At 43.5% G+C, this 19,026-nt stretch carries 18 protein-coding genes and 2 pseudogenes; 14 read left to right on the forward strand and 6 right to left on the reverse strand.

Annotation, left to right across the window (positions count from 1 at the left end):
* Positions 1 to 280: 280 nt before the first annotated feature.
* Entirely contained in the window at positions 281 to 1,099 is an 819-nt protein-coding gene (locus tag BR86_RS0104260; protein ID WP_031471755.1) for a 4Fe-4S binding protein, read from the forward strand.
* A gap of 38 nt (positions 1,100 to 1,137) precedes the next feature.
* The gene (locus BR86_RS16190) at positions 1,138 to 1,590 is read left to right on the forward strand and encodes a hypothetical protein (RefSeq protein ID WP_031471756.1); all 453 of its coding nucleotides are present in this window, start codon (positions 1,138 to 1,140) and stop codon (positions 1,588 to 1,590) included.
* Here the strand turns inward: BR86_RS16190 and BR86_RS0104270 are convergent.
* From BR86_RS0104270 to BR86_RS0104295, 6 genes are all read right to left on the reverse strand, one after another.
* Positions 1,532 to 2,425 (reverse strand): Abi family protein, encoded by an 894-nt coding sequence (locus tag BR86_RS0104270; RefSeq protein WP_031471757.1) that lies wholly within the window; start codon positions 2,423 to 2,425, stop codon positions 1,532 to 1,534. The two genes, BR86_RS16190 and BR86_RS0104270, sit on opposite strands and share 59 nt — an antisense overlap.
* 395 nt (positions 2,426 to 2,820) lie before the next feature.
* Complete coding sequence (gene pdxA, locus BR86_RS0104275; RefSeq protein ID WP_031471758.1) at positions 2,821 to 3,900, reverse strand: 4-hydroxythreonine-4-phosphate dehydrogenase PdxA; 1,080 nt, start codon at positions 3,898 to 3,900, stop codon at positions 2,821 to 2,823.
* Entirely contained in the window at positions 3,897 to 5,156 is a 1,260-nt protein-coding gene (locus BR86_RS0104280; protein ID WP_081844064.1) for a four-carbon acid sugar kinase family protein, read from the reverse strand. The genes pdxA and BR86_RS0104280 overlap by 4 nt, the downstream gene beginning before the upstream one ends.
* A 70-nt stretch (positions 5,157 to 5,226) precedes the next feature.
* Positions 5,227 to 6,189, reverse strand: coding sequence for a 2-keto-3-deoxygluconate permease (locus BR86_RS0104285; protein ID WP_031471760.1), 963 nt, complete (start codon positions 6,187 to 6,189; stop codon positions 5,227 to 5,229).
* 31 nt (positions 6,190 to 6,220) lie between these two features.
* The gene (locus BR86_RS0104290) at positions 6,221 to 7,390 is read right to left on the reverse strand and encodes a UxaA family hydrolase (protein WP_031471761.1); all 1,170 of its coding nucleotides are present in this window, start codon (positions 7,388 to 7,390) and stop codon (positions 6,221 to 6,223) included.
* A 4-nt stretch (positions 7,391 to 7,394) separates the two neighbouring features.
* Entirely contained in the window at positions 7,395 to 7,691 is a 297-nt protein-coding gene (locus tag BR86_RS0104295) for a UxaA family hydrolase (RefSeq protein WP_031471762.1), read from the reverse strand.
* Positions 7,692 to 7,932: 241 nt separating this feature from the next.
* Here BR86_RS0104295 and BR86_RS0104300 point away from each other — a divergent pair, with 241 nt between their 5' ends.
* From BR86_RS0104300 to BR86_RS0104360, 12 genes and pseudogenes are all read left to right on the forward strand, one after another.
* Complete coding sequence (locus BR86_RS0104300) at positions 7,933 to 9,756, forward strand: sigma-54-dependent Fis family transcriptional regulator (RefSeq protein WP_031471763.1); 1,824 nt, start codon at positions 7,933 to 7,935, stop codon at positions 9,754 to 9,756.
* Between the two features lie 113 nt (positions 9,757 to 9,869).
* Complete coding sequence (locus BR86_RS0104305; protein WP_031471764.1) at positions 9,870 to 10,685, forward strand: nitroreductase family protein; 816 nt, start codon at positions 9,870 to 9,872, stop codon at positions 10,683 to 10,685.
* Positions 10,685 to 11,116: an Rrf2 family transcriptional regulator gene (locus BR86_RS0104310; protein ID WP_031471765.1), complete on the forward strand. Its 432-nt coding sequence runs from the start codon at positions 10,685 to 10,687 to the stop codon at positions 11,114 to 11,116. The genes BR86_RS0104305 and BR86_RS0104310 overlap by 1 nt, the downstream gene beginning before the upstream one ends.
* A 56-nt stretch (positions 11,117 to 11,172) precedes the next feature.
* Positions 11,173 to 11,724: a flavin reductase family protein gene (locus BR86_RS0104315; RefSeq protein WP_031471766.1), complete on the forward strand. Its 552-nt coding sequence runs from the start codon at positions 11,173 to 11,175 to the stop codon at positions 11,722 to 11,724.
* A 291-nt stretch (positions 11,725 to 12,015) separates the two neighbouring features.
* A complete protein-coding gene (locus tag BR86_RS0104320; RefSeq protein ID WP_031471767.1) occupies positions 12,016 to 12,492 on the forward strand; it encodes a pyridoxamine 5'-phosphate oxidase family protein in 477 nt (158 codons plus the stop codon).
* 509 nt (positions 12,493 to 13,001) lie between these two features.
* Positions 13,002 to 13,391 carry a PH domain-containing protein gene (locus BR86_RS0104325; RefSeq protein ID WP_031471768.1) on the forward strand — a complete coding sequence of 130 codons (390 nt, stop codon included), beginning with the start codon at positions 13,002 to 13,004 and terminating at the stop codon, positions 13,389 to 13,391.
* An 84-nt stretch (positions 13,392 to 13,475) separates the two neighbouring features.
* The gene (locus tag BR86_RS0104330; protein ID WP_031471769.1) at positions 13,476 to 14,018 is read left to right on the forward strand and encodes a hypothetical protein; all 543 of its coding nucleotides are present in this window, start codon (positions 13,476 to 13,478) and stop codon (positions 14,016 to 14,018) included.
* A gap of 194 nt (positions 14,019 to 14,212) precedes the next feature.
* Positions 14,213 to 14,404, forward strand: a pseudogene (locus tag BR86_RS0104340) (AAA family ATPase); the annotation flags it as partial.
* 211 nt (positions 14,405 to 14,615) lie between these two features.
* Positions 14,616 to 15,671: pseudogene (locus tag BR86_RS0104345) on the forward strand (IS256 family transposase); the annotation flags it as partial.
* Between the two features lie 120 nt (positions 15,672 to 15,791).
* Positions 15,792 to 17,024 (forward strand): tyrosine-type recombinase/integrase, encoded by a 1,233-nt coding sequence (locus tag BR86_RS0104350; RefSeq protein ID WP_031471772.1) that lies wholly within the window; start codon positions 15,792 to 15,794, stop codon positions 17,022 to 17,024.
* Positions 17,017 to 17,979: a tyrosine-type recombinase/integrase gene (locus BR86_RS15065; RefSeq protein WP_051684574.1), complete on the forward strand. Its 963-nt coding sequence runs from the start codon at positions 17,017 to 17,019 to the stop codon at positions 17,977 to 17,979. The genes BR86_RS0104350 and BR86_RS15065 overlap by 8 nt, the downstream gene beginning before the upstream one ends.
* Complete coding sequence (locus tag BR86_RS0104360; protein WP_075034414.1) at positions 17,966 to 18,997, forward strand: tyrosine-type recombinase/integrase; 1,032 nt, start codon at positions 17,966 to 17,968, stop codon at positions 18,995 to 18,997. The genes BR86_RS15065 and BR86_RS0104360 overlap by 14 nt, the downstream gene beginning before the upstream one ends.
* The last annotated feature ends 29 nt before the right edge of the window (positions 18,998 to 19,026 follow it).

The raw sequence follows: 19,026 nt of genomic DNA on the forward strand, positions 1-19,026 counted from the left end.
CAGAAGATGCGCTTTTCATACGGAAGAAAAAGATCGAGTAGGAGGCTTTGGTCTCCTGCTCGATTTGCAATTATTCTGAGAGCAGAAAAAAGGTTTTTCCGAACAAAGGCGGAGAGATCAGAGACTGTCACCCCGGAGCGGAACCGGCGGAAACCGATGCGTTCCGGCTGATGTTTGGGAAAACGGTGTAAGGAGCAAGTTTGAAAGTAAACTTTCAAACTTTGATTGACGGATCAAATAGACAAGCAAGCTTGTCTGCTTGAGCCTGGAGGACAAAATTATGAAACAATACAGGCTGCCTGCCATATTGTTGGCGGTATTTGAGATCGCAGCCGTTGGGCTGTGGCTGATCAGGGATAACTTGTTTTATCTGTTTAACTTCAGTTATATAGGTTTATCCATATCACTGGGGGTATTTTGCTTTATAAAGAAATACAAATATGCGCGGCGTTCCGTGCAGCTGCTTGTCGGCTTGTATATTCTGGTTTATCTGGGGCTTATCTGCCGGGAAAATATGCAGATAGAAGGTTTCTGGTATTATCTTTTTTCGGGTGTCTTTGAGGCGGCGACCATTCATTATGCCGTTGCAAAGATATTCGGTCCCCTGGTCTTCGGACGGGGATGGTGCGGATATGCCTGCTGGACGGCAATGGTGCTGGATTTTCTTCCGTATAAGGTGCCGAAGGAGCCAAGAAAGAAACTGGGGTGGATCCGGTATATCACGTTTGCCGTATCCTTGGTATTCGTGGCGGCATTATTTCTTTTCAAAGCTGGAAATATCGAATACATCATGTTTTGGTCGTTTGTGGTCGGGAATATCGTGTATTACGGAACCGGTATAACTCTGGCAATTGCATTTGAGGATAACAGAGCTTTCTGCAAGTACATCTGTCCAATAACGGTATTCTTAAAACCGATGAGCCGGTTTTCACTGATAAGGATCCAATGCGATAAAGAAAAATGCATATCCTGCGGAAAATGCAGGCGCATATGTCCGATGAATGTGGATGTGACAGATAATTCGAGAAATCGCAAGAACGGAACGGAGTGCATTCTATGCATGGAATGTGTGAAAGCCTGCCCGAAGAATGCACTCTGAATCTGGAAGTCAGGTTCCTTCGGTATTAACTCCTGCCTATGTTTACAAAGGATGATAAGTTTAGAGATGTGTATTTTCTCGCAGCTGCAGCCGAGGATGATAAGACAGTTCCTCAAAGAGCAGTAGAAGGGACAAAAGGATGGATCGAATGTTTTGATAAAGCCGTCTTTAAGGGCTGTGTATTCTGCGGAGGTGTGACAGATGTCGGCGAAGACCTTAAACGATTGAATAAGAGGAGTGGGAAAATTATGTTCAGAAAGATGAGACGATTCAAACAGCAGATTTCGGATGCAGAGTGCAGAGAGGTTCTGTTCACACAGAAGAGGGGAGTTCTTTCCCTGATTGGAGAGAACGGCTATCCGTATGGCATTCCGATGGATCATTGGTATTGTGAAGAGGATGGATGTGGGTATAAAAAAGAAGATGTGAGAGTTAGTTCTCGACATCTTCCTCTAATTCATAAAGTAAATGAGATTTCCAGTTCTCTGTAAATCCCATAAGATGAATGTTCACATATGTATATTTGGAAACGAGAGTATCTAAATTTTCAATAAATTCATTCCATTCTCTTTTGTCAGAAATTAGATACTTCATGCAGCATATAACGCCAAATATACGTTGATTACCAATATTTGCAAGACGGTCAGATTTATAAAGCTTCGGTGTTTTGGTAAGTTTAACATTATATAATCTGCCATAGTGGGCACAGAGATTTCGAACATAAGCAATTGTCTCAATCCAACTCTCTAAATAAGAGTATTTGAGATTATATAAATCGGCTATGGTTGCTTTATCGTCTGTATTTAGGTTTTTGTAAAGGCGAGATAGCGTGCCAAAACTTAAAGTTTCAGCCAAAGCATAAAATGGAATATCGCCATTTTCATAGTTGTCCTTGAAATTCCTTATAAAAGGAGAACGGGAATTTCTCTTTATTTCTCGATTAACATCATTCATCAGAGAAGCATGATACTCTTCACTTGGCATAATAGATGGATTTTTATAGCCTAGAACGCCATAGTTTTCACATATATGATTAGATAATCGTGTCCTGAGATTGATTTCAATTATTTCGATTTTGGAAAACAATAACTGACGTAGTTTTGCATTAAAAAGATATAACGATACAATCTGCTCAAAAGAAACTCCATCATGATAATGGCCATTTTTTTCTTTTAACCCAATGCTGAATCCCTTGATTAGTCGATAATAGGAAACATCATTTAGAAAACGGCGAGCATATTCTTCATCAGGGATTGATAGACCAATGGATTTTAAATTTTTGATTTGATCATCTATAGACATAGATGGTTGAAGCTGCTTTAACATAAAAAACTCCCTAAATTAAAATGACCCGACGTGGTCCGCATTGTTAAGAGGCGTGTCGGGTACTGTTGCTATTATAATATAATAGATTTGGCGGAAATTCAATATTTTTTTGATTTTTACATAGCTTTTACATAGACCAGTACCTCTGGGGACGCCCAGATGATTCGTACTGGTCTATTATTATGCCCATTTTTCAAAAATTAAGAAACAAAAGCGTGAGGAAGACCTGGAGCGAATCACCTCGGAATACGGCGTTCAGCTGCGAATGAACCGAAGCATTCAGGAAAAAGCGGACCTAAAAGTGTTGCGAGCGAATTATTTGACGCTTACGAACCGTCCGTTCTTTTGTTCGAGAGTGTGAGTTTTTTCGTAAATAGCCCTATAATGCTTGATTCTTATGCGAGCTTCCCCATTGCAAGTTTCGCAGCATAATCAATGGCATTCACGAGGCTTAATTCATTGCTTTTTCCGGTTCCGGCAAGAGCCCAGCCGGTTCCGTGATCGACGCTGACGCGGATGATCGGAAGACCGAGGGTAATGTTCACGCCTTCCACCGCTTTCCAATCCTGTTTCTCCCGGTCATAGACGAATCCAACGGTTTTCATCGGAATGTGTCCCTGATCATGATACATAACGACCACGATGTCGTACCATCCTCCGATCGCCTGGGAGAAAATGCTGTCCGGCGGGAGAGGTCCAAGGACCTCAATTCCCTGCACTTTTGCCGCCTCAATTGCCGGCTGGATCTCATCGATTTCTTCCGTGCCGAACAATCCGTTTTCTCCGCAATGCGGGTTTAATCCGGCAACGGCAACCTTTGGATTTGCGATTCCCATGTCTTTGCATGCCTCCGCCGCCAACTGGATGCATTCGAGCACGCGGTCCTTCTTTACGCGGTCACACGCTTCCCGAAGAGATACATGAGTGGATACGTGAACAACCCGGAAGTCGTGATGCGCAAGCATCATCGCGTAGCGTTTGGTTCCCGTATAATCCGCATAGATTTCCGTATGCCCGGAATAGTGGTGACCCGCCATATTGATGGATTCTTTGCTGATCGCATTGGTTACCGTACCATCTACGAGGCCTTTCATTGCCAAATCGATTACGGTTGTGACGTAGGAAAATGCCGCCTCTCCGCCGAGCGCACAGGCTCCAACGCCGAAAGCGGAGGGAGAGTCTTCCACAGAGTGATCCGGAATGGAGGAAGACGGGACTTTATTCATGTCGATGAGATCAATGGTTCCGTATGTAAAGCGTGCTTCGTTTACTTCCGAAATCACATGGATTCGAAGATCGATTCCCGAGACCTTTCGGGCAATGCGGCATGCATATTCCATGCAGGACGCATCACCCACGACAACCGGTCGGCATGTCTCATAAAGATGTTCGTCAGAAAGCGCTTTGACCGTTATTTCCGGCCCGTTTCCAAAGGGATCTCCCATGGAAATCGCTATGATCGGTTTCTTGTTCATTGTAATAACTCCTTTAAATCCGAAATCAGTGTGGGCACGCCAAAGCCGCCGGATTTCGATATAATATTATACGTTTTTCCATGGATAGAAACCATGGATAAAACGGTACCGGCTACAAGCTCCCTGCATGGCTGCATTAGCCGGATGTTTTCCGCCCTCATAAAGCCCATTAAGGTGTCGCCTCCCGTAATCAGCATGGTTGCGTCCACGCCAAGGTCGATCAAATCTTTTACCAGCTGTCCCATCGAGCGTGAGATGAGAACCGGAACATCCTCTCGGCGAATTCCGTTTTGATCGGCAAAATCATAAGCAGTTTCACATCCTGGAAGCGTGTTTGTGTCCAGAATCAGGTCGTTTCCCTTATTTAGCCAGTCTGCCCAATCCTTAACGTTCGTTTTCCATTCCTCGGAGGTAAAATGCCCCTTTCGCAACAGTGTATCCGGGGAAATCCGGTCTCTTCGAAATCCCTTGTTTTCGGCATCATCCAACTGAGTGACGGTGATCGGATTGACGCTTCCGCACACGACAAGCATCGGTTTATGCTCAATGCGGTTTTTCGCATTTCCACGATGAAGATCCAGAAGTTCCGGTAATACTGCCGCGAAGCCAGCGCAGCCTGCCATTACGTGAAGCCTGTCTTTTTTCTTCAGTTCTCCGGCTCTTTTTTGAATATCTTCATCATTTTCCGCGTCATAGATGAGAATCCCTTCTTCTTCCGAGCTGTCTTCTTCACACGAAATGGAATGAGTTCGGAGATTGGTTTCTTCCGCAAGGACATCCATGACGGAAGAGTGCCGAACCGGATTAAAGGGATCCGATCCAAAGACACTATCCGCTACCGGAATCCCGTCAATGTATTGAATTCCATGAACGGTTACACGTTTTGTCCTGGGAAACGCCGGAATAAAGTGAAGCTGTTTTTCACCGGTCGCATCCAACACGGCCGCAAGTTCACTTCCGACATGCCCGCGAAGCGCAGAGTCGGTTTTTTTGTAGATAAACGGAATTCCGGCATTTTTTGCTTTTTCGCTAAGATGTTTCACCCTCTGATAAGCTTCCTGCGGGGCAATATGTCTGGACTCCGTATCAATCACCAGGACTTCTTTTTCCGCACTCACGTCATCCCAGCAAACATCACAATCCAATGCGACCAGCGTGCCGTCGGAGCTTTTGGCAAACTGGATTCCGGTATCCAGCGCGCCGGTCAGATCATCTGCAAGTACAATCAGTTTCAGCATCTTGTTGTTCCTTTCCATCGTTGTCTTTGTAACACGTATCGGTAAGGCAGGATGTTCCGCTCCCGCCTTACCGAAAAAAGTATGATCCTTATGCTGTTACGGATGGATTGGCTTTTCCCTTGGATTCTGCTTTATGAAGCGCGGTAACCAGGATCGGGCAAAGAATCGCCGTTACAATGATCGCTGCTGAAACCTGAACGGTTGCAACATCACCGACTGCTGTTGAGATAACCCCTGCCGCAGCAACCGCCGCCGGCGTGCTCGCTGCATTTCCGGCTGTGGTTCCGATGGCTGCACCGACTTCCGGATGCTTAAAACGAAGCGCTTTGTAGATGAGATATCCTGCAAGTCCCGTAAGAAGCGTCGAAGCGATACCAAGTACGATTCCGGCAGGACCGGCCTTTACGATCGATGTTAACGTAAGACCTGCTCCAAGCGGAAAGGCAAAGAATGGAATCAGGAGAGAGGCTCCCGGTGCACAGAATTTTCGGATATCCGGATCGAGATTTCCGAGAACGCAGCCGATAATGATCGGGATGACACAGCCGATCAGAGTGTTGATCGGAACCGCATATCCGGCAGCTCCCAGTGCAAGTAAGGTAAAGAACGGTCCATCATTGATGGAAAGAATGGATACCGCACCAACATCGGTTGCATCGCCATATTCTCCGGCCAATGCCGCATAGAGACCGCCGTTGGAGTTAGCGATTGCCGCGATGATCGCGATCGGAGCAAGTCCAAAGATTCCTGCCTCGCCAAAGACCCTGCTGACAAGAATCCCGATCAGCATTCCAACGGTGACCTTAATTGCGGTCAGAAGGCAGCCTTTTTCCACGGTAACACCAGCCTGTTTTACATCAATCGTTGTTCCGTTACAGAACAGGAACGCGGCAAGAATCGGCATCGCACCGGATTTCCAGAGATGTACGGTAAATGTTCCGTTATACATCTCCCAGAGCTGTGGAAAACAGGTGTTTACAATTGCACCAAGAAGAAGCGGAACGATCATCAGACCGCCCGGAACCTTCTGAACCGTTTTCATTATCTTCATGATAAACCTCCGAATGGTTTTTCTATCGAAATCAGAATGTACCTGCAGTTTTGTAGATTCCAAACTCGCGGTGACCAAGTGCTTCCGCCTTGGTCATTTTTCCGTTACATGCCTCCACGATCATCTGGAACGCTTCTTCTCCGATTTCCGCAATGCCCGCACCGTCAACAATGATTCTGCCGGCATTGATATCAATGTTATCCGGCATATTGTTGTATGTATCATTATTTCCGGTAATCTTCACTACCGGAGCGATCGGGCTTCCGGTCGGAGTACCCCGTCCGGTTGAGAAAATGATGACGGTTGCTCCGCCAGCGACCATTCCGGTGATCGAATCGATGTCCTGTCCCGGAGTATCCATGAAATAGAGACCGTGCGCTTTATCTAACGGAAGGATTTCAGAGTATTCCAGAGCGCCCTGGAAGAGAGCGGAAGTGCCGGCCTTATACATACAGCCAAGAGATTTCTCTTCAATCGTGGTAAGACCGCCCGCTTTATTTCCCGGCGTCGGCTGTCCGGTCCGGAGGTCTTCTCCGAGATCAAGCGCTCTTTGCTCTGTACGGTGAACCATATGAAGGAATTTTTCTTTTTCTTCTTCGTTCACAAAACGTTCTGCCAGAATGTGCTCTGCGCCGATGACTTCTGTGGTCTCACTCAGAATGCTGGAACCGCCAAGACTGCAAAGCTTATCGGATACATACCCAATGGACGGATTGGATGCAAGACCGCTGGTCGGGTCCGATCCGCCGCATTCCATTCCCAGAATGATTTCGGAAAGATCACCTTCCACCCGAACCATCTCAGAGAGCGTTCTCTGCATACGGGAAGCAATTTCTGCGCCTTTGGCAATTGCCTTTAACGTTCCGCCACAACCCTGAATTGTGATCCATTCCACCGGCTTTTTCGATACAGCGATGCGGCTCGCAAGTTTTTCTGCCTGAATTCCGTCACAGCCCAGTCCCACTACAAGAACTGCACCGACATTCGCATTCACGCCAAAACCAACCAGAGTGCGTTCCACCTGCTCTGAATCAGATCCAATCTGGCAGCAGCCGTGCTGATTCGGAACGGAAACCGCTCCCGGAATCTGCGCAGCGATTTTTTCTGCAGTATCGGTTGCACAGACCGAGGTCGGAAGAATCAGAAGGTGATTGCGTACTCCAAATGTACCATTTTCACGTTGATATCCTGTAATTTTCATAGCTTTACCAATCCTTTCTCTCTGCCGTCAGGTCATCGCCGCGACCTCTGGTACTCGAAATATTATGGACATGTACATGGTCCCCCGGATGAATGTCTTCAAGTGCAAGACCGATGATCTGCCCATATTTATACGCATATTCGCCTTTTTTGATTTCTGCGGTCGACATCTTATGATACTTTGGAATATCGCTGGTTACGGTGTATTTTACCCCCTCAAATTCGATCGTTTCCCCTTTGGCGATCGGTCTAAGACAAGTTACCAGATTGTCCTTAGGGTTAATATGGATTACATCATTCATAAGCGTTCCTTTTCCTCCAAATACTCTGTTGACAATTTCATACGTATTCCATTGCGCCTGTCAGTTCTGCCCTTATAGTAGAAGAGAAGATCCGATTCAACAACGAGGTGAGTTTATTCTAACTGTTTCATATAGGAACAATTTTTCAAAACAGTGCAATAATACTTGATACATGATTCATTTTGACACATACTTAAGCTATCTGTTCAACCAATTCTTGTGTCAGCGTGAAAGGAGAACCATGCTGCAGAAAGTACGAGTACTTGGAATTGCGCCATATGATTCCATGAAAACAACGATGATCCGGATCGCCAAACAGTTTTCCCGGATTGAATTGGTGGATGCACTGGTCGGGGATCTCGAAGACGGTGCAGACATCGTAAAACACTATGATGAAAGCAAATATGACGTCATTTTATCGCGCGGGGGCACCAAATTATATATCGATGAAGTTGCAAAAAAACCTGTTTTTGAGATTCCTCTTACGTATCCGGATCTGATGGGAATCCTGAAACTGGTGGAAGGTTTTTCCGGGAAAATAGTTATTCTTTGTTACCCGAACATTTCATCGGATGTCAAAATGGTTTGCGAATTATTAGAGCGTTCCTACGATATCTTTACAGTGCATTCCTGGAATGACGCAAGGGAGAAGGTCAAAAGCGCAAGGGATCAGGGGTATCAGTTAATTATCGGCGATGCGGTTTCAACATCGTATGCCGCAGAATTCGGCCTTCAATCCATGCTTCTGGTATCCGGCCCCGAAAGCATTAAAACCGCCTTTAATGACATTCTGCGCGTTTATAAGTATTTTGATTCCATCAATACCGAGTATCAGAATATGAAGTCGTTTCTCTTATCCGCCCCATCCTACGACTTCAGTATGAATGCCGGGGGTGAGATCATTTACTCCGCAAAACGGATACCGGATCGGATTACAAATGCCTGCAGAGAGTTACTTCCGATGCTTTCTGACCGTAAAGCTCTGGAGAAAAGCATGTCACAGAAAAAGGTCGGAAAAGAAATGTTCTTTATCCGCTCCGTTCGTGCCAAAATGCCTTCTCCTGTCTGGTATTTTTCGGTGAATGTCTCCATTTCCGAAACGGGACGACATACCCGTTTTCATGGGATGGATGTCTTTTCCCAGGAAGATCTGACCATCTATGCCAAACAGAAAGAATCGGTTCATAGCGGAGGTTTTCTTGGAAATGTCGCAGCAGCCACGCTTTCGAAGCATTCCGATATCGTTCATTCATCCATGCCGATTCTGGTGACGGGAGAGAAGGGGACTGAAAAAACAATCATTGCACATCAGATCTTTCTCACAGCATCTGGCAAGAGAGATCTTCTGTATCAAATCAGCGGAAGCGATCTCTCTGCAAAACTCATGGATTACTTATTTTACAGCGTTCATTCGCCGCTCTTTTCGCTGAACACCTGTGTTCTGTTCAAGGAAATGCAGTATTTATCGGATAACGTGTTTGGGGATTTTTTGGAGCAGCTTGCGCAGATTCTTCCCAACGTCACTTGCCGCGTGTTGCTGACCTATGAGTACAATCATTTTGAACACACGCACAATGTTGACGAGATGCGGATCAACCGCATCAAAAACCGTTTGAAGTGTAAAGAGATCCGGATTTCTCCGCTTCGAAATAACATCACGAATATCGCCAATTACGCGCTTCTGTATATTCATGAGCAAAACCAGCTGAATGGAACCAATATCATTGGCCTGGAACCGGAAGCAATGGAACTTCTCGAATCATATTCGTGGCCGAACAACACCAATGAGTTGGAGAGGATTCTGAATGAGGCTATAAAAACGGCCCGGTCGCCCTGGCTGACCGGGAGAAGAATCCGGGAAATATTGCGGGAAGAGGGAACCCGGCGGGAAAGTACCGGCGGGTTGGCCGGCGGTGACATTGATTTGTCCCAGACACTCGAAAAAATCGAGTATGATATTATCCGGAAAGTTCTGGAAGAGGAAAACATGAATCAGGCGCGCACTGCAAAACGACTCGGGATCGGAAGATCAACCCTTTGGAGGATCCTGAAAAAGGATTTTTAGAGACAACACTTCAGATCCCAGGAAAAGGATGTTCGGAGTAATTGACAGGCAGAACCGATCATAGTAAAGTTGTATTGGTATCAGATACAAGTACAGATAAGGAGATTAGAAATATGACTTTTTCAGCAAAAGAAGTGATAAAACGAAGAAGGAGTGTCCGGACATTTGATGGCAGGCAGCTCTCTGCAGAGGATAGAAATAATCTGGAAAAATACATTTCCTCACTGACCAACCCGTTTGGCGTGCCGGTGGAGTTTCAGCTTCTTGAGGCAGAAGAGCATCAGCTTACAAGTCCGGTTATTCTTGGAGAGCATACATATCTTGCGGCCAAGGTGCGCAAAGAGGAGCATTTTGAGATCGCATTCGGATACAGCTTTGAAGAGGCGTGTCTGTATGCGGAGTCTTTGGGAATAGGGACTGTCATGCTGGCGGGGTCTTTGAGCCGGGGTACCTTCGAGAAAGCAATGAACGTTGAGAGTGGAGAGGTCCTCCCGGCAGCAAGCCCGGTGGGATACCCTGCCGATAAAATGTCCATTCGTGAGAAACTGATGCGAAAGGGGCTCAAAGCGGATGGCAGGATGGCATTTGGAGAGCTCTTTTTCGATGACGCTTTTGGAAAAGAACTTTCGAAAGAGAGCGCGGGAGAATTTGCGGAAGGCCTGGAAATGGTAAGGCTTGCACCTTCGGCCGTAAATAAGCAGCCATGGCGTGTGATTGTTCAGGGGAATAAGGTTCATTTCTATGAGCAGAAGTCCATCAATGACAGTGATCTGGGAGATATTCAAAAAGTGGATGTAGGGATTGCTCTGTGTCATTTTAATCTGACCATGCAGGAAAATGGTGTATCGGGTACCTTTGTATTTCAGGATCCACAGATAAACGTACCGGAAAATGTCCTTTATATTGCAACATATGAGAGGACCGAATAATGGATACGAAGTTTTCATCCGCAATACATGTGCTGATCCTGATATCCGAGGCGGAGTATCCGATGACATCAGAGATGATCGCAGCAAGCGTGGGCACCAATGCCAGCTACATCCGAAAGGTTACCGGTCTTTTGAAGAAAAAGGGGATTATAGAGAGCAGGAAAGGAGTCGGCGGTTTTCGGTTAACAGTAAGCCCGGAGAAACTTTCTTTATATAAAATATATCAGGCAGTTTCGGAGACCGATGAAGTCCATGTATTTGATCTGCATCAGAATCCCAATGACCGTTGTGTCGTAGGGAGACATATAAAGCCGGTACTTACGGATGTATTTCGTGACATTGAAGAAAAAGCCGAAAAAGAACTGCGAGATACAACCCTTGCGGATTGTGTGGACAGGATGAGAGAACAGATTGAGAGCGATCATCTGTGAGAGTCCGGATTCTTTTGGGCAACCGTGTATTTTATGAAAATTAGGAGGATGTTTTGATGAGCAGAGTAAATTTTGGAGCAAAGCCGTTGATGTATCCGCAGCCGGTACTGATTATCGGAACCTATGATGAGAACGGAGTTCCGAATGCGATGAATGCGGCCTGGGGCATTACTACGGATTTCGGGGAAATTACGATCAGTCTTTCCGATCACAAGACGACAGACAACCTCAAGGTAAAGGGCGCTTTTACCGTAAGTATGGCAACGGAAGACCAGGTGGTTCCCTGTGATTATGTAGGTGTAGAATCCGGAAGAAAGATTCCTGACAAATTTGCCAAAGCCGGTTTTCACGCTACTAAGAGCGAGTTCGTAGACGCACCTTTAATTGACGAACTTCCTCTTGCTCTGGAATGCAAGGTGAAAAGCTTTGAAAACGGAATCCTTATTGGTGAAATTATCAATGTTTCTGCGGATGACCGTGTAATTACTGACGGTGCTGTAGATATTACAAAAGTTAAGCCAATCAGCTTTGATCCTTTTGGAAATGCATATTATGGCGTTGGAGCGAAAGTAGGCAATGCTTTTAAAGATGGAATGACATTAAAATAAGGTTTTGAACGACATAGTCGCGTTATGACTCATTATGACTCGTTCTGCCTGACATTATGATTGGTTCTGTCAGTCATTAGCATTTTTACGGATTAGACGGTCACGTGTTCTGAACGATGTTGAACAAAATAGGAAAATTGCGTATAATAGTTCACGTATCATAAACTGCCGCCGGGTAGCAAAACGCCACGTCAGATTTCATGTCATTAGGCCGTAGAAGACATGAAAGGCTGGCGCTTTTTCAATTCTAATTTCTTTAATCAGCAAGGGGATAGAATAGAGAGGTGTATCATGTTCAGAAAAATGAGACGATTCAAACAGCAGGTGTCCGATGACGAATGTAAGAGAGTTCTGAATGAACAGAAGAGAGGCGTTTTGTCTCTGATCGGCGAAAACGGGTATCCTTATGGTATTCCGATCGATCATTGGTATTGCGAAGAGGACGGCTGTCTTTATTTTCATGGTGCAAAAGAGGGGCACAAAATCGACGCGATCAATAACTGTAACAAGGCTTGTTACACGGTATATGATGAGGGATTTCGAAAGCCGGGAGAGTGGCCTCTGAATATAACAAGTGTCATTATATTTGGGCATATCGAATTGGTAACCGATGAGGAAAAGGCAAGAGAGATATGCACTCGACTTGTGGAAAAATTTACCGATGACAAAGAATATCTTGAGAGGGAATTGAAAAATGCACTTCCGCGGGTTCAGTGTCTGAAACTGATACCGGATCATATGACGGGGAAACTGGTAAATGAGTCATAATACATTTGAAACATAACAGAATTTCGAAAGGGATCGGGAGACCGATCTTTTTCTTTTGACCAAATTCAGGTTGAATCGTATGGCGGGCAGATCCGGGGGATTACGGTTGAGATCGGCGGGGATACGACGAAGTTTCCGATGAACCTGAAGGGTGGGAACACAGAAAGCCGGAATACGCGGGGTGAGTTGAAGGTGGTGGAAATCATCGGTTAGGGTTAAAACACGAACTCTACGAAGCGTAGGTGTTGATTCAAATCATTCTGATCTATCGTATATTTACAATACATGACATGATGATGAAATGGAAGCGACACTGAAAATTCAATTTGTTCCCAAACAAAAAGCATAATATATCCCAAAGAGGTCAAGATACAGGAGAGGTTAAGATACAGGATCTTGCTCTCTTTTTTTGTGGTAGAAAAAAGTGATTCTGTTTGGAATATGACTTTAATGAATACTCGAGTAGGTGTATTATTTTTAATATAGATTGTAATATGAAGGAGGAAACCATGGCAAATATTTCATCTGGCATTTTAGGAGACGCAAGTACGTTTAATCTCAAGGAAATCAATACTTCTTCCATCCGGAATGAAATCAATATGTTTCTTGTAGATGGAGAAGCGGTGGTTCAGGCGTTCCAGACAATTCGAGATCAGGTTGTCTTTACAAACAAACGTATCATTGTTGCAAATGTTCAGGGAATCACTGGAAAGAAAGTTTCGTATATTTCGTATCCGTATTCGAAAGTTCTGTATTTTGGTGTTGAAACTGCTGGGCTTCTCGATATAGATAGCGAGCTTCTTTTGACGTTTGCAAATGGAACAAGATTACAGTTCGATTTCCAGTCCAATGTTGATATTAAGCAGATTTGTGCTTATATCTCCAATTGTGTTCTCTAACTTGAATGATGAAAAGACGAACCTGGCAGAAATATTTTGCCGGGTTTGTTTTTTACTTAAGGTCTATGAAAAGACAAGGCTATAATGAGCGTGTTGACGGAGATATTCCTTGAAAATGGATTTGATGTGAAAGAAAATAGCGGGCATAATGGTGCAAGCTGTTTGCTCCAGCTTTGCTGGAGTTTTTATGATCAATATATTCTGGATGTCGCAGAACTGTTACTGGATGCCGGTGCTGATCCTACCGTAAAAACGAGCGAAGATGATGAGCGTGGTGTTATGGACAGTATCGATGGGAAATTAGACTATTGGTCTATGGGAGAAATGACGGATTGTCCTACTGAGTATTATGACTCAGCAAATATATTTGAGGCATATTATGCGATGGTTGATAGGGCGTTGGAGCATAAGGACTACCACGGAATTCGAGCATTTTGGGTTTCGGTAGGATACCGTGTCAATAAGGTCGAGGAGATTGCTGTTCCACATTGGAATAAAAATGAATCGTTAAAGAGAAGAACCCTATTATTTCACGCGGACGGAATCATTCTGGCGGCAAGTGATTTCGTGGATTTTGTAGTAAATCCTTATATAAAAGAGGATCCAATAGAATGCCGGGAAATCTGATGACGTACAAAAAGTCAATTGACAACTTCTACATCATAAAGCCAAAAACCTGGAAAAACGGATGTTTTACCTGAATTTTTTTCAAGCAAAACGGATGCTTTTTGAAAACAAAGCATTGGTAAAACGGATAAAATTGCGTATAATAATCGTGGCAAAACGGATGTTTTTGACTTGCATTTGCCGGGAGGTGCATTATGGCAGTGTTTAAAAGAAAACTATATGGCAAGTTGCTTGAATGGAAGGCCAGGTATGCCGGACAGTATGCGATACTTGTGGAAGGTGCCAGACGTGTGGGAAAAAGTACTCTGGTAGAGGAATTTGCCAAAAAGGAATACAGATCTTACATATTGATAGATTTTTCAGAAGCATCGAAGGATGTCAAAGACTGCTGTTAGGGTCGGGCTAAAAGGGCCATTCAGAGTCGGGTGAAAAGGGCCATTTTTCAGTCAGAGAAAAAGGGCCAACGCATCAAAGTTATTTTGAATCTATTTTCCTGGAACCTGTTAAGCCACCGCAGGGAGAGTGTGAGAAAAAGTCTGTAAAAATGAATTGACCAAGGCCTTCTATGATACACTAAATCATAGGAGGCCTAAAATTATGGCAAGAAAAGAGAAACAGCCGGTACATCATGTTCAGATGACAGATGGTAAACGTGCCATCATCTCACAGCTTCTCCAAGAATACGATATCGAAACAGCGGAGGACATTCAGGATGCGCTAAAGGATCTGCTTGGCGGAACCATCAAAGAAATGATGGAAGCCGAAATGGATGAACACCTTGGCTACGGAAAATCTCAGCGTGTTGATCGCTCAGAGCATACGGATTATCGCAATGGAACAAAGCAGAAGCAGGTTAACACCAGCTACGGTTCTATGACCATTGAGGTTCCGCAGGATCGAGATTCAACTTACGAGCCGCAGATTGTAAAGAAACGCCAGAAGGATATCTCCAGTATCGATCAGAAGATCATCTCCATGTATGCCAAGGGTATGACAACTCGTCAGATCTCCGATACTCTTATGGATATATATGGATTTGAGGCCTCTGAAAGCTTCATTTCAGACGTAACCGATAAACTCTTGCCGCAGATTGAAGAATGGCAGAACAGACCGTTAGATGAGATCTATCCGGTGGTTTACATCGATGCAATCCACTATTCTGTCAGGGACAATAACGTCATCCGAAAGCTTGCAGCATACGTTATTCTGGGCATCAACCTTGAAGGCCGTAAGGAAGTCTTGACCATCGAAGTTGGTCAGACAGAAAGCGCCAAATACTGGTTATCTGTCCTGAATACCCTTAAAAATCGCGGTGTTCACGATATCATGATCATATGTGCAGATGGCCTGACAGGCATCAAAGATGCCATTTCAACCGCTTTCCCTCAGACAGAATACCAGCGTTGCATCGTACATCAGGTACGTAACACCTTGAAATTTGTTGCAGACAAGGATCGTAAACCGTTTGCTGCTGATCTCAAAAAAATATATCATGCTCCGGATGAGACCAAAGCAGCTGAGATCCGGGATGAAGTCGAAGAAAAATGGAGCGAGAAGTATCCAACTGCTATGAGATCCTGGCGAACGAACTGGGATGCTATCACACCGATTTTTAAATTTTCAGCAGATGTTAGAACGGTCATCTATACCACTTATACCGATAAAAAAAATATGCCGATATTTGCTGAAACTACTGATAATTACTGCGTATTCAGAAAAATATCGGCATAAATTTTTGCATGATATATACTTGCCATAAGGAGGTATATTTCTATGCATAGTGAAACTAAAATCCAAGAAATACTCAGAAAGACTTTGGAGTCATTGAAAGAAAAAGAGTATAGTGAGGAAACCATTCGTCGATATAGGCGGAAATTTAATGTACTTAATAAGTTGGCGCAAAACTTGGATATCCAAGAGCCCACTGATAAGCTGTTCAGTGAATATCTGAAAGACTGTAATAATGTATATACTGGTGAATTTTCAGTTTTAAAACAGCGGCAAAGAATCCGCGTTGTAAACCTGATCAGGTCTTTCATTGAAAATGGTGACGTAGATACTTCCAGAAAACCCGGGAATGCTGTTACCAACAGGATAAAATCTGAAAGATTACGCACTGAATTAGACAAATACATTCGGTTATTAGTAGATGATGAAATACAACCTAATACCATATGCACATACAAACGCATTGTTGCATATCTTCTGCTTTATTGCGAAGAAAAGTCGTACTCATCTGTTGAAGAATTAGGTCCCGGCGATATATGTGACTTTATACTATACCTTTATGATCATGGTTATTTCAAACCAACAACAATCTCTAGCGGGCTATCAGGACTTAAAAGATTCCTATTACTTTATCCAGATATAAAAAATCTTACGATGGAGCTCCCATCACATCTTCCCAGAGAACGAAAAATCATTGAAATATACAGCGAACCTGACATAGATGCTATTAATAAAGTATTGAATGATAACTGTATGACGAAGCGTGATAAGGCTATATGTCTGCTTCTTTTAGAAACAGGGCTAAGAGCAGTGGATGCATGCAATATAAAGCTGTCAGATATCGATTGGAGCAAAGAGATAATCTATATAAAACAACAGAAAACAGGGCATGCAATAAGCCTACCACTCCGCAAATCGTATGGAAATGCTATAGCGGACTATATACTAAACGAACGGCCTGATTGCAAATCTAAATATCTTTTTGTCCGGGCACTTGCACCATTTTCCCGTCTTGAGGGTGATGGCGCCTCTATTCGAGTAGTGCTCCAGAAGATGGAAAAGCTGGCTGGCATATCTAATGATGCAAGAAGTACTGGAAGCAGGACAACCAGGCATAACGCAGCTTCTGTGATGCTAAGGTCTGAAGTAACTATGGGCAATATCTCAGCAGTTTTAGGGCATCATGATCCAAATGTAGTTTCTGTTTACCTTTCCACAGATGACAAGATCATGGCATCCTGCACGCTCCCCCTTCCAGGAGGTGTAAGCCATGAATAAATCATTAACTGAGCTAATAGACGATTTTGTAAACTATAAAAGACATAATGGTTATGTTTACGTATCAGCAGAATACCATCTTATGAAATATGCAGAGTATACTTCTGCCAACTTTCCTGATGAAAATGTCCCAAGCAAGACATCCATAAACTCATTCTTGAAGGAACATTCACATACCCCGGGCACTTTGTATAATCTAGCAGCATTTCTTCGGGAGTTTTCAAGGTATCTCATCAGTATTGGGTATACAGATGCATATATCATCCCCTACAAAAAGGTTCCATTACCGACACCTGTTCAGCCATATCTGTTTACCGAAGCAGAAATATCTGTATTTTTCATGGCTTGTGATAGTATGCCATATGATTGTCATGTACCAAAAAGAAATATAGTTTTCCCAGCAATGTACAGACTTATGTACTGTTGCGGCCTCCGCTGTAAAGAAGCGCGTACACTTAAGTGTGAAAATGTGGTGTTGAATCATAACTATATCGACATTCTGCAGTCTAAAGGTCCTAAAAGCAGGCGCATTTTTATTTCTGATGAATTATCTCATTATCTTGCTTCTTATAACGAATCGGTTAATAGATTGCTCCCAAACCGAGTATACTTCTTTCCATCAAGAGGTGATTCCCCATATAGTTCCGAATCAGTAGAAAACACTTTTCTTAAGATATGGTACACAGCATTTCCAGAGAAACAGGGAAATGGAGTAAGCATTAGAGCGTATGATCTCCGACATCATTTCGCCTACGCAAATATGAACCGATGGCTGAAAGAAGGAAAAGATGTAAATGCCATGCTTCCATATCTCATGCGTTATATGGGACATCAGGACATTGAAAGCACTCTTTACTATTTCCATCTGGTTCCTGAGATATACCGAGAAATCATTGAAAAATCATCCTTTTTTGAAGACTTATTACCGGAGGTGACTGATAATGATCAAGAATAGAACAGCAGATGCTGATAGTGCGTTTTTCTGGAATAACGCATCAGATTTTTTAAATAAAGAATTACCTACAATACGTCAGAAAAGCAACAATACTATTGAGACTTACAGAAGATCGCTGAACTCTTACATAGACTATCTTGAAGCTGAAAAATCAATAAAACGCAAAGACATTTGTTATAAGGACTTTAATAAGAATAATCTTAAAGATTATCTTGTATATATGAAGGACATTCAGAAGCTTAGTGCAAAGACCTGCAATTTAAGAATCACTGCAATACGCGCACTTCTATCTTATGCTGCAGATGAATCAGTGGATATAACAGCCATCTATGTTAACTCCAAAGCAATAAAAGGACTGTCTGTGACGGAGCATGAAATTGAATACTTTGAAAAAGCTCAGCTAAAAGAATTATTATCGGCTCCATCAGAAGATGCCAGGATTGGACGAAGAAATCGGATGATCCTAATAATAGGATATGATGCAGCCCTGCGTGTAAGCGAACTGATAAACTTAAAAGTGTCATCACTCCATCTTGACGCAGAAGTGCCATATGTGACAGTTTTGGGGAAAGGACAGAAATATAGAAACATCCCCTTAATGAATAAGACTACCCGACATTTATACAACTATCTCAAGGAATTTCACAAAGATAAAAGAGTGGATAATCCTTTGTTTTATACGACCACTCACGGTGTAATACATGCCCTTTCTGAAGATGCGATTCAAAATGTTCTAAAAAAATATGCTGATATTTCCAGAAAGAAAGTGATGATGCCAGAAAAAGTTCATTTCCACATGTTCAGGAAAACAAGAGCTATGGACTTGTATCAGGCAGGTTGCCCGCTATCATATATCCAACAGCTACTAGGTCATGAGAGCGTATCGACCACAACAGGATTCTATGCATTTGCAACCTTAAAAACACTTGCAGAATCAATAGAAAAGGCCAATCCATCCGGTAATGAAGAGAAGATTTGGAAAAACAAATCCATTATGAAGCAGCTATACAGGCTATAAAAACTATGCCGATATTTTTCTGAATCCCA

Source organism: [Clostridium] aminophilum DSM 10710 (genome assembly GCF_000711825.1).
Lineage (GTDB): Bacteria > Bacillota > Clostridia > Lachnospirales > Lachnospiraceae > Clostridium_R > Clostridium_R aminophilum.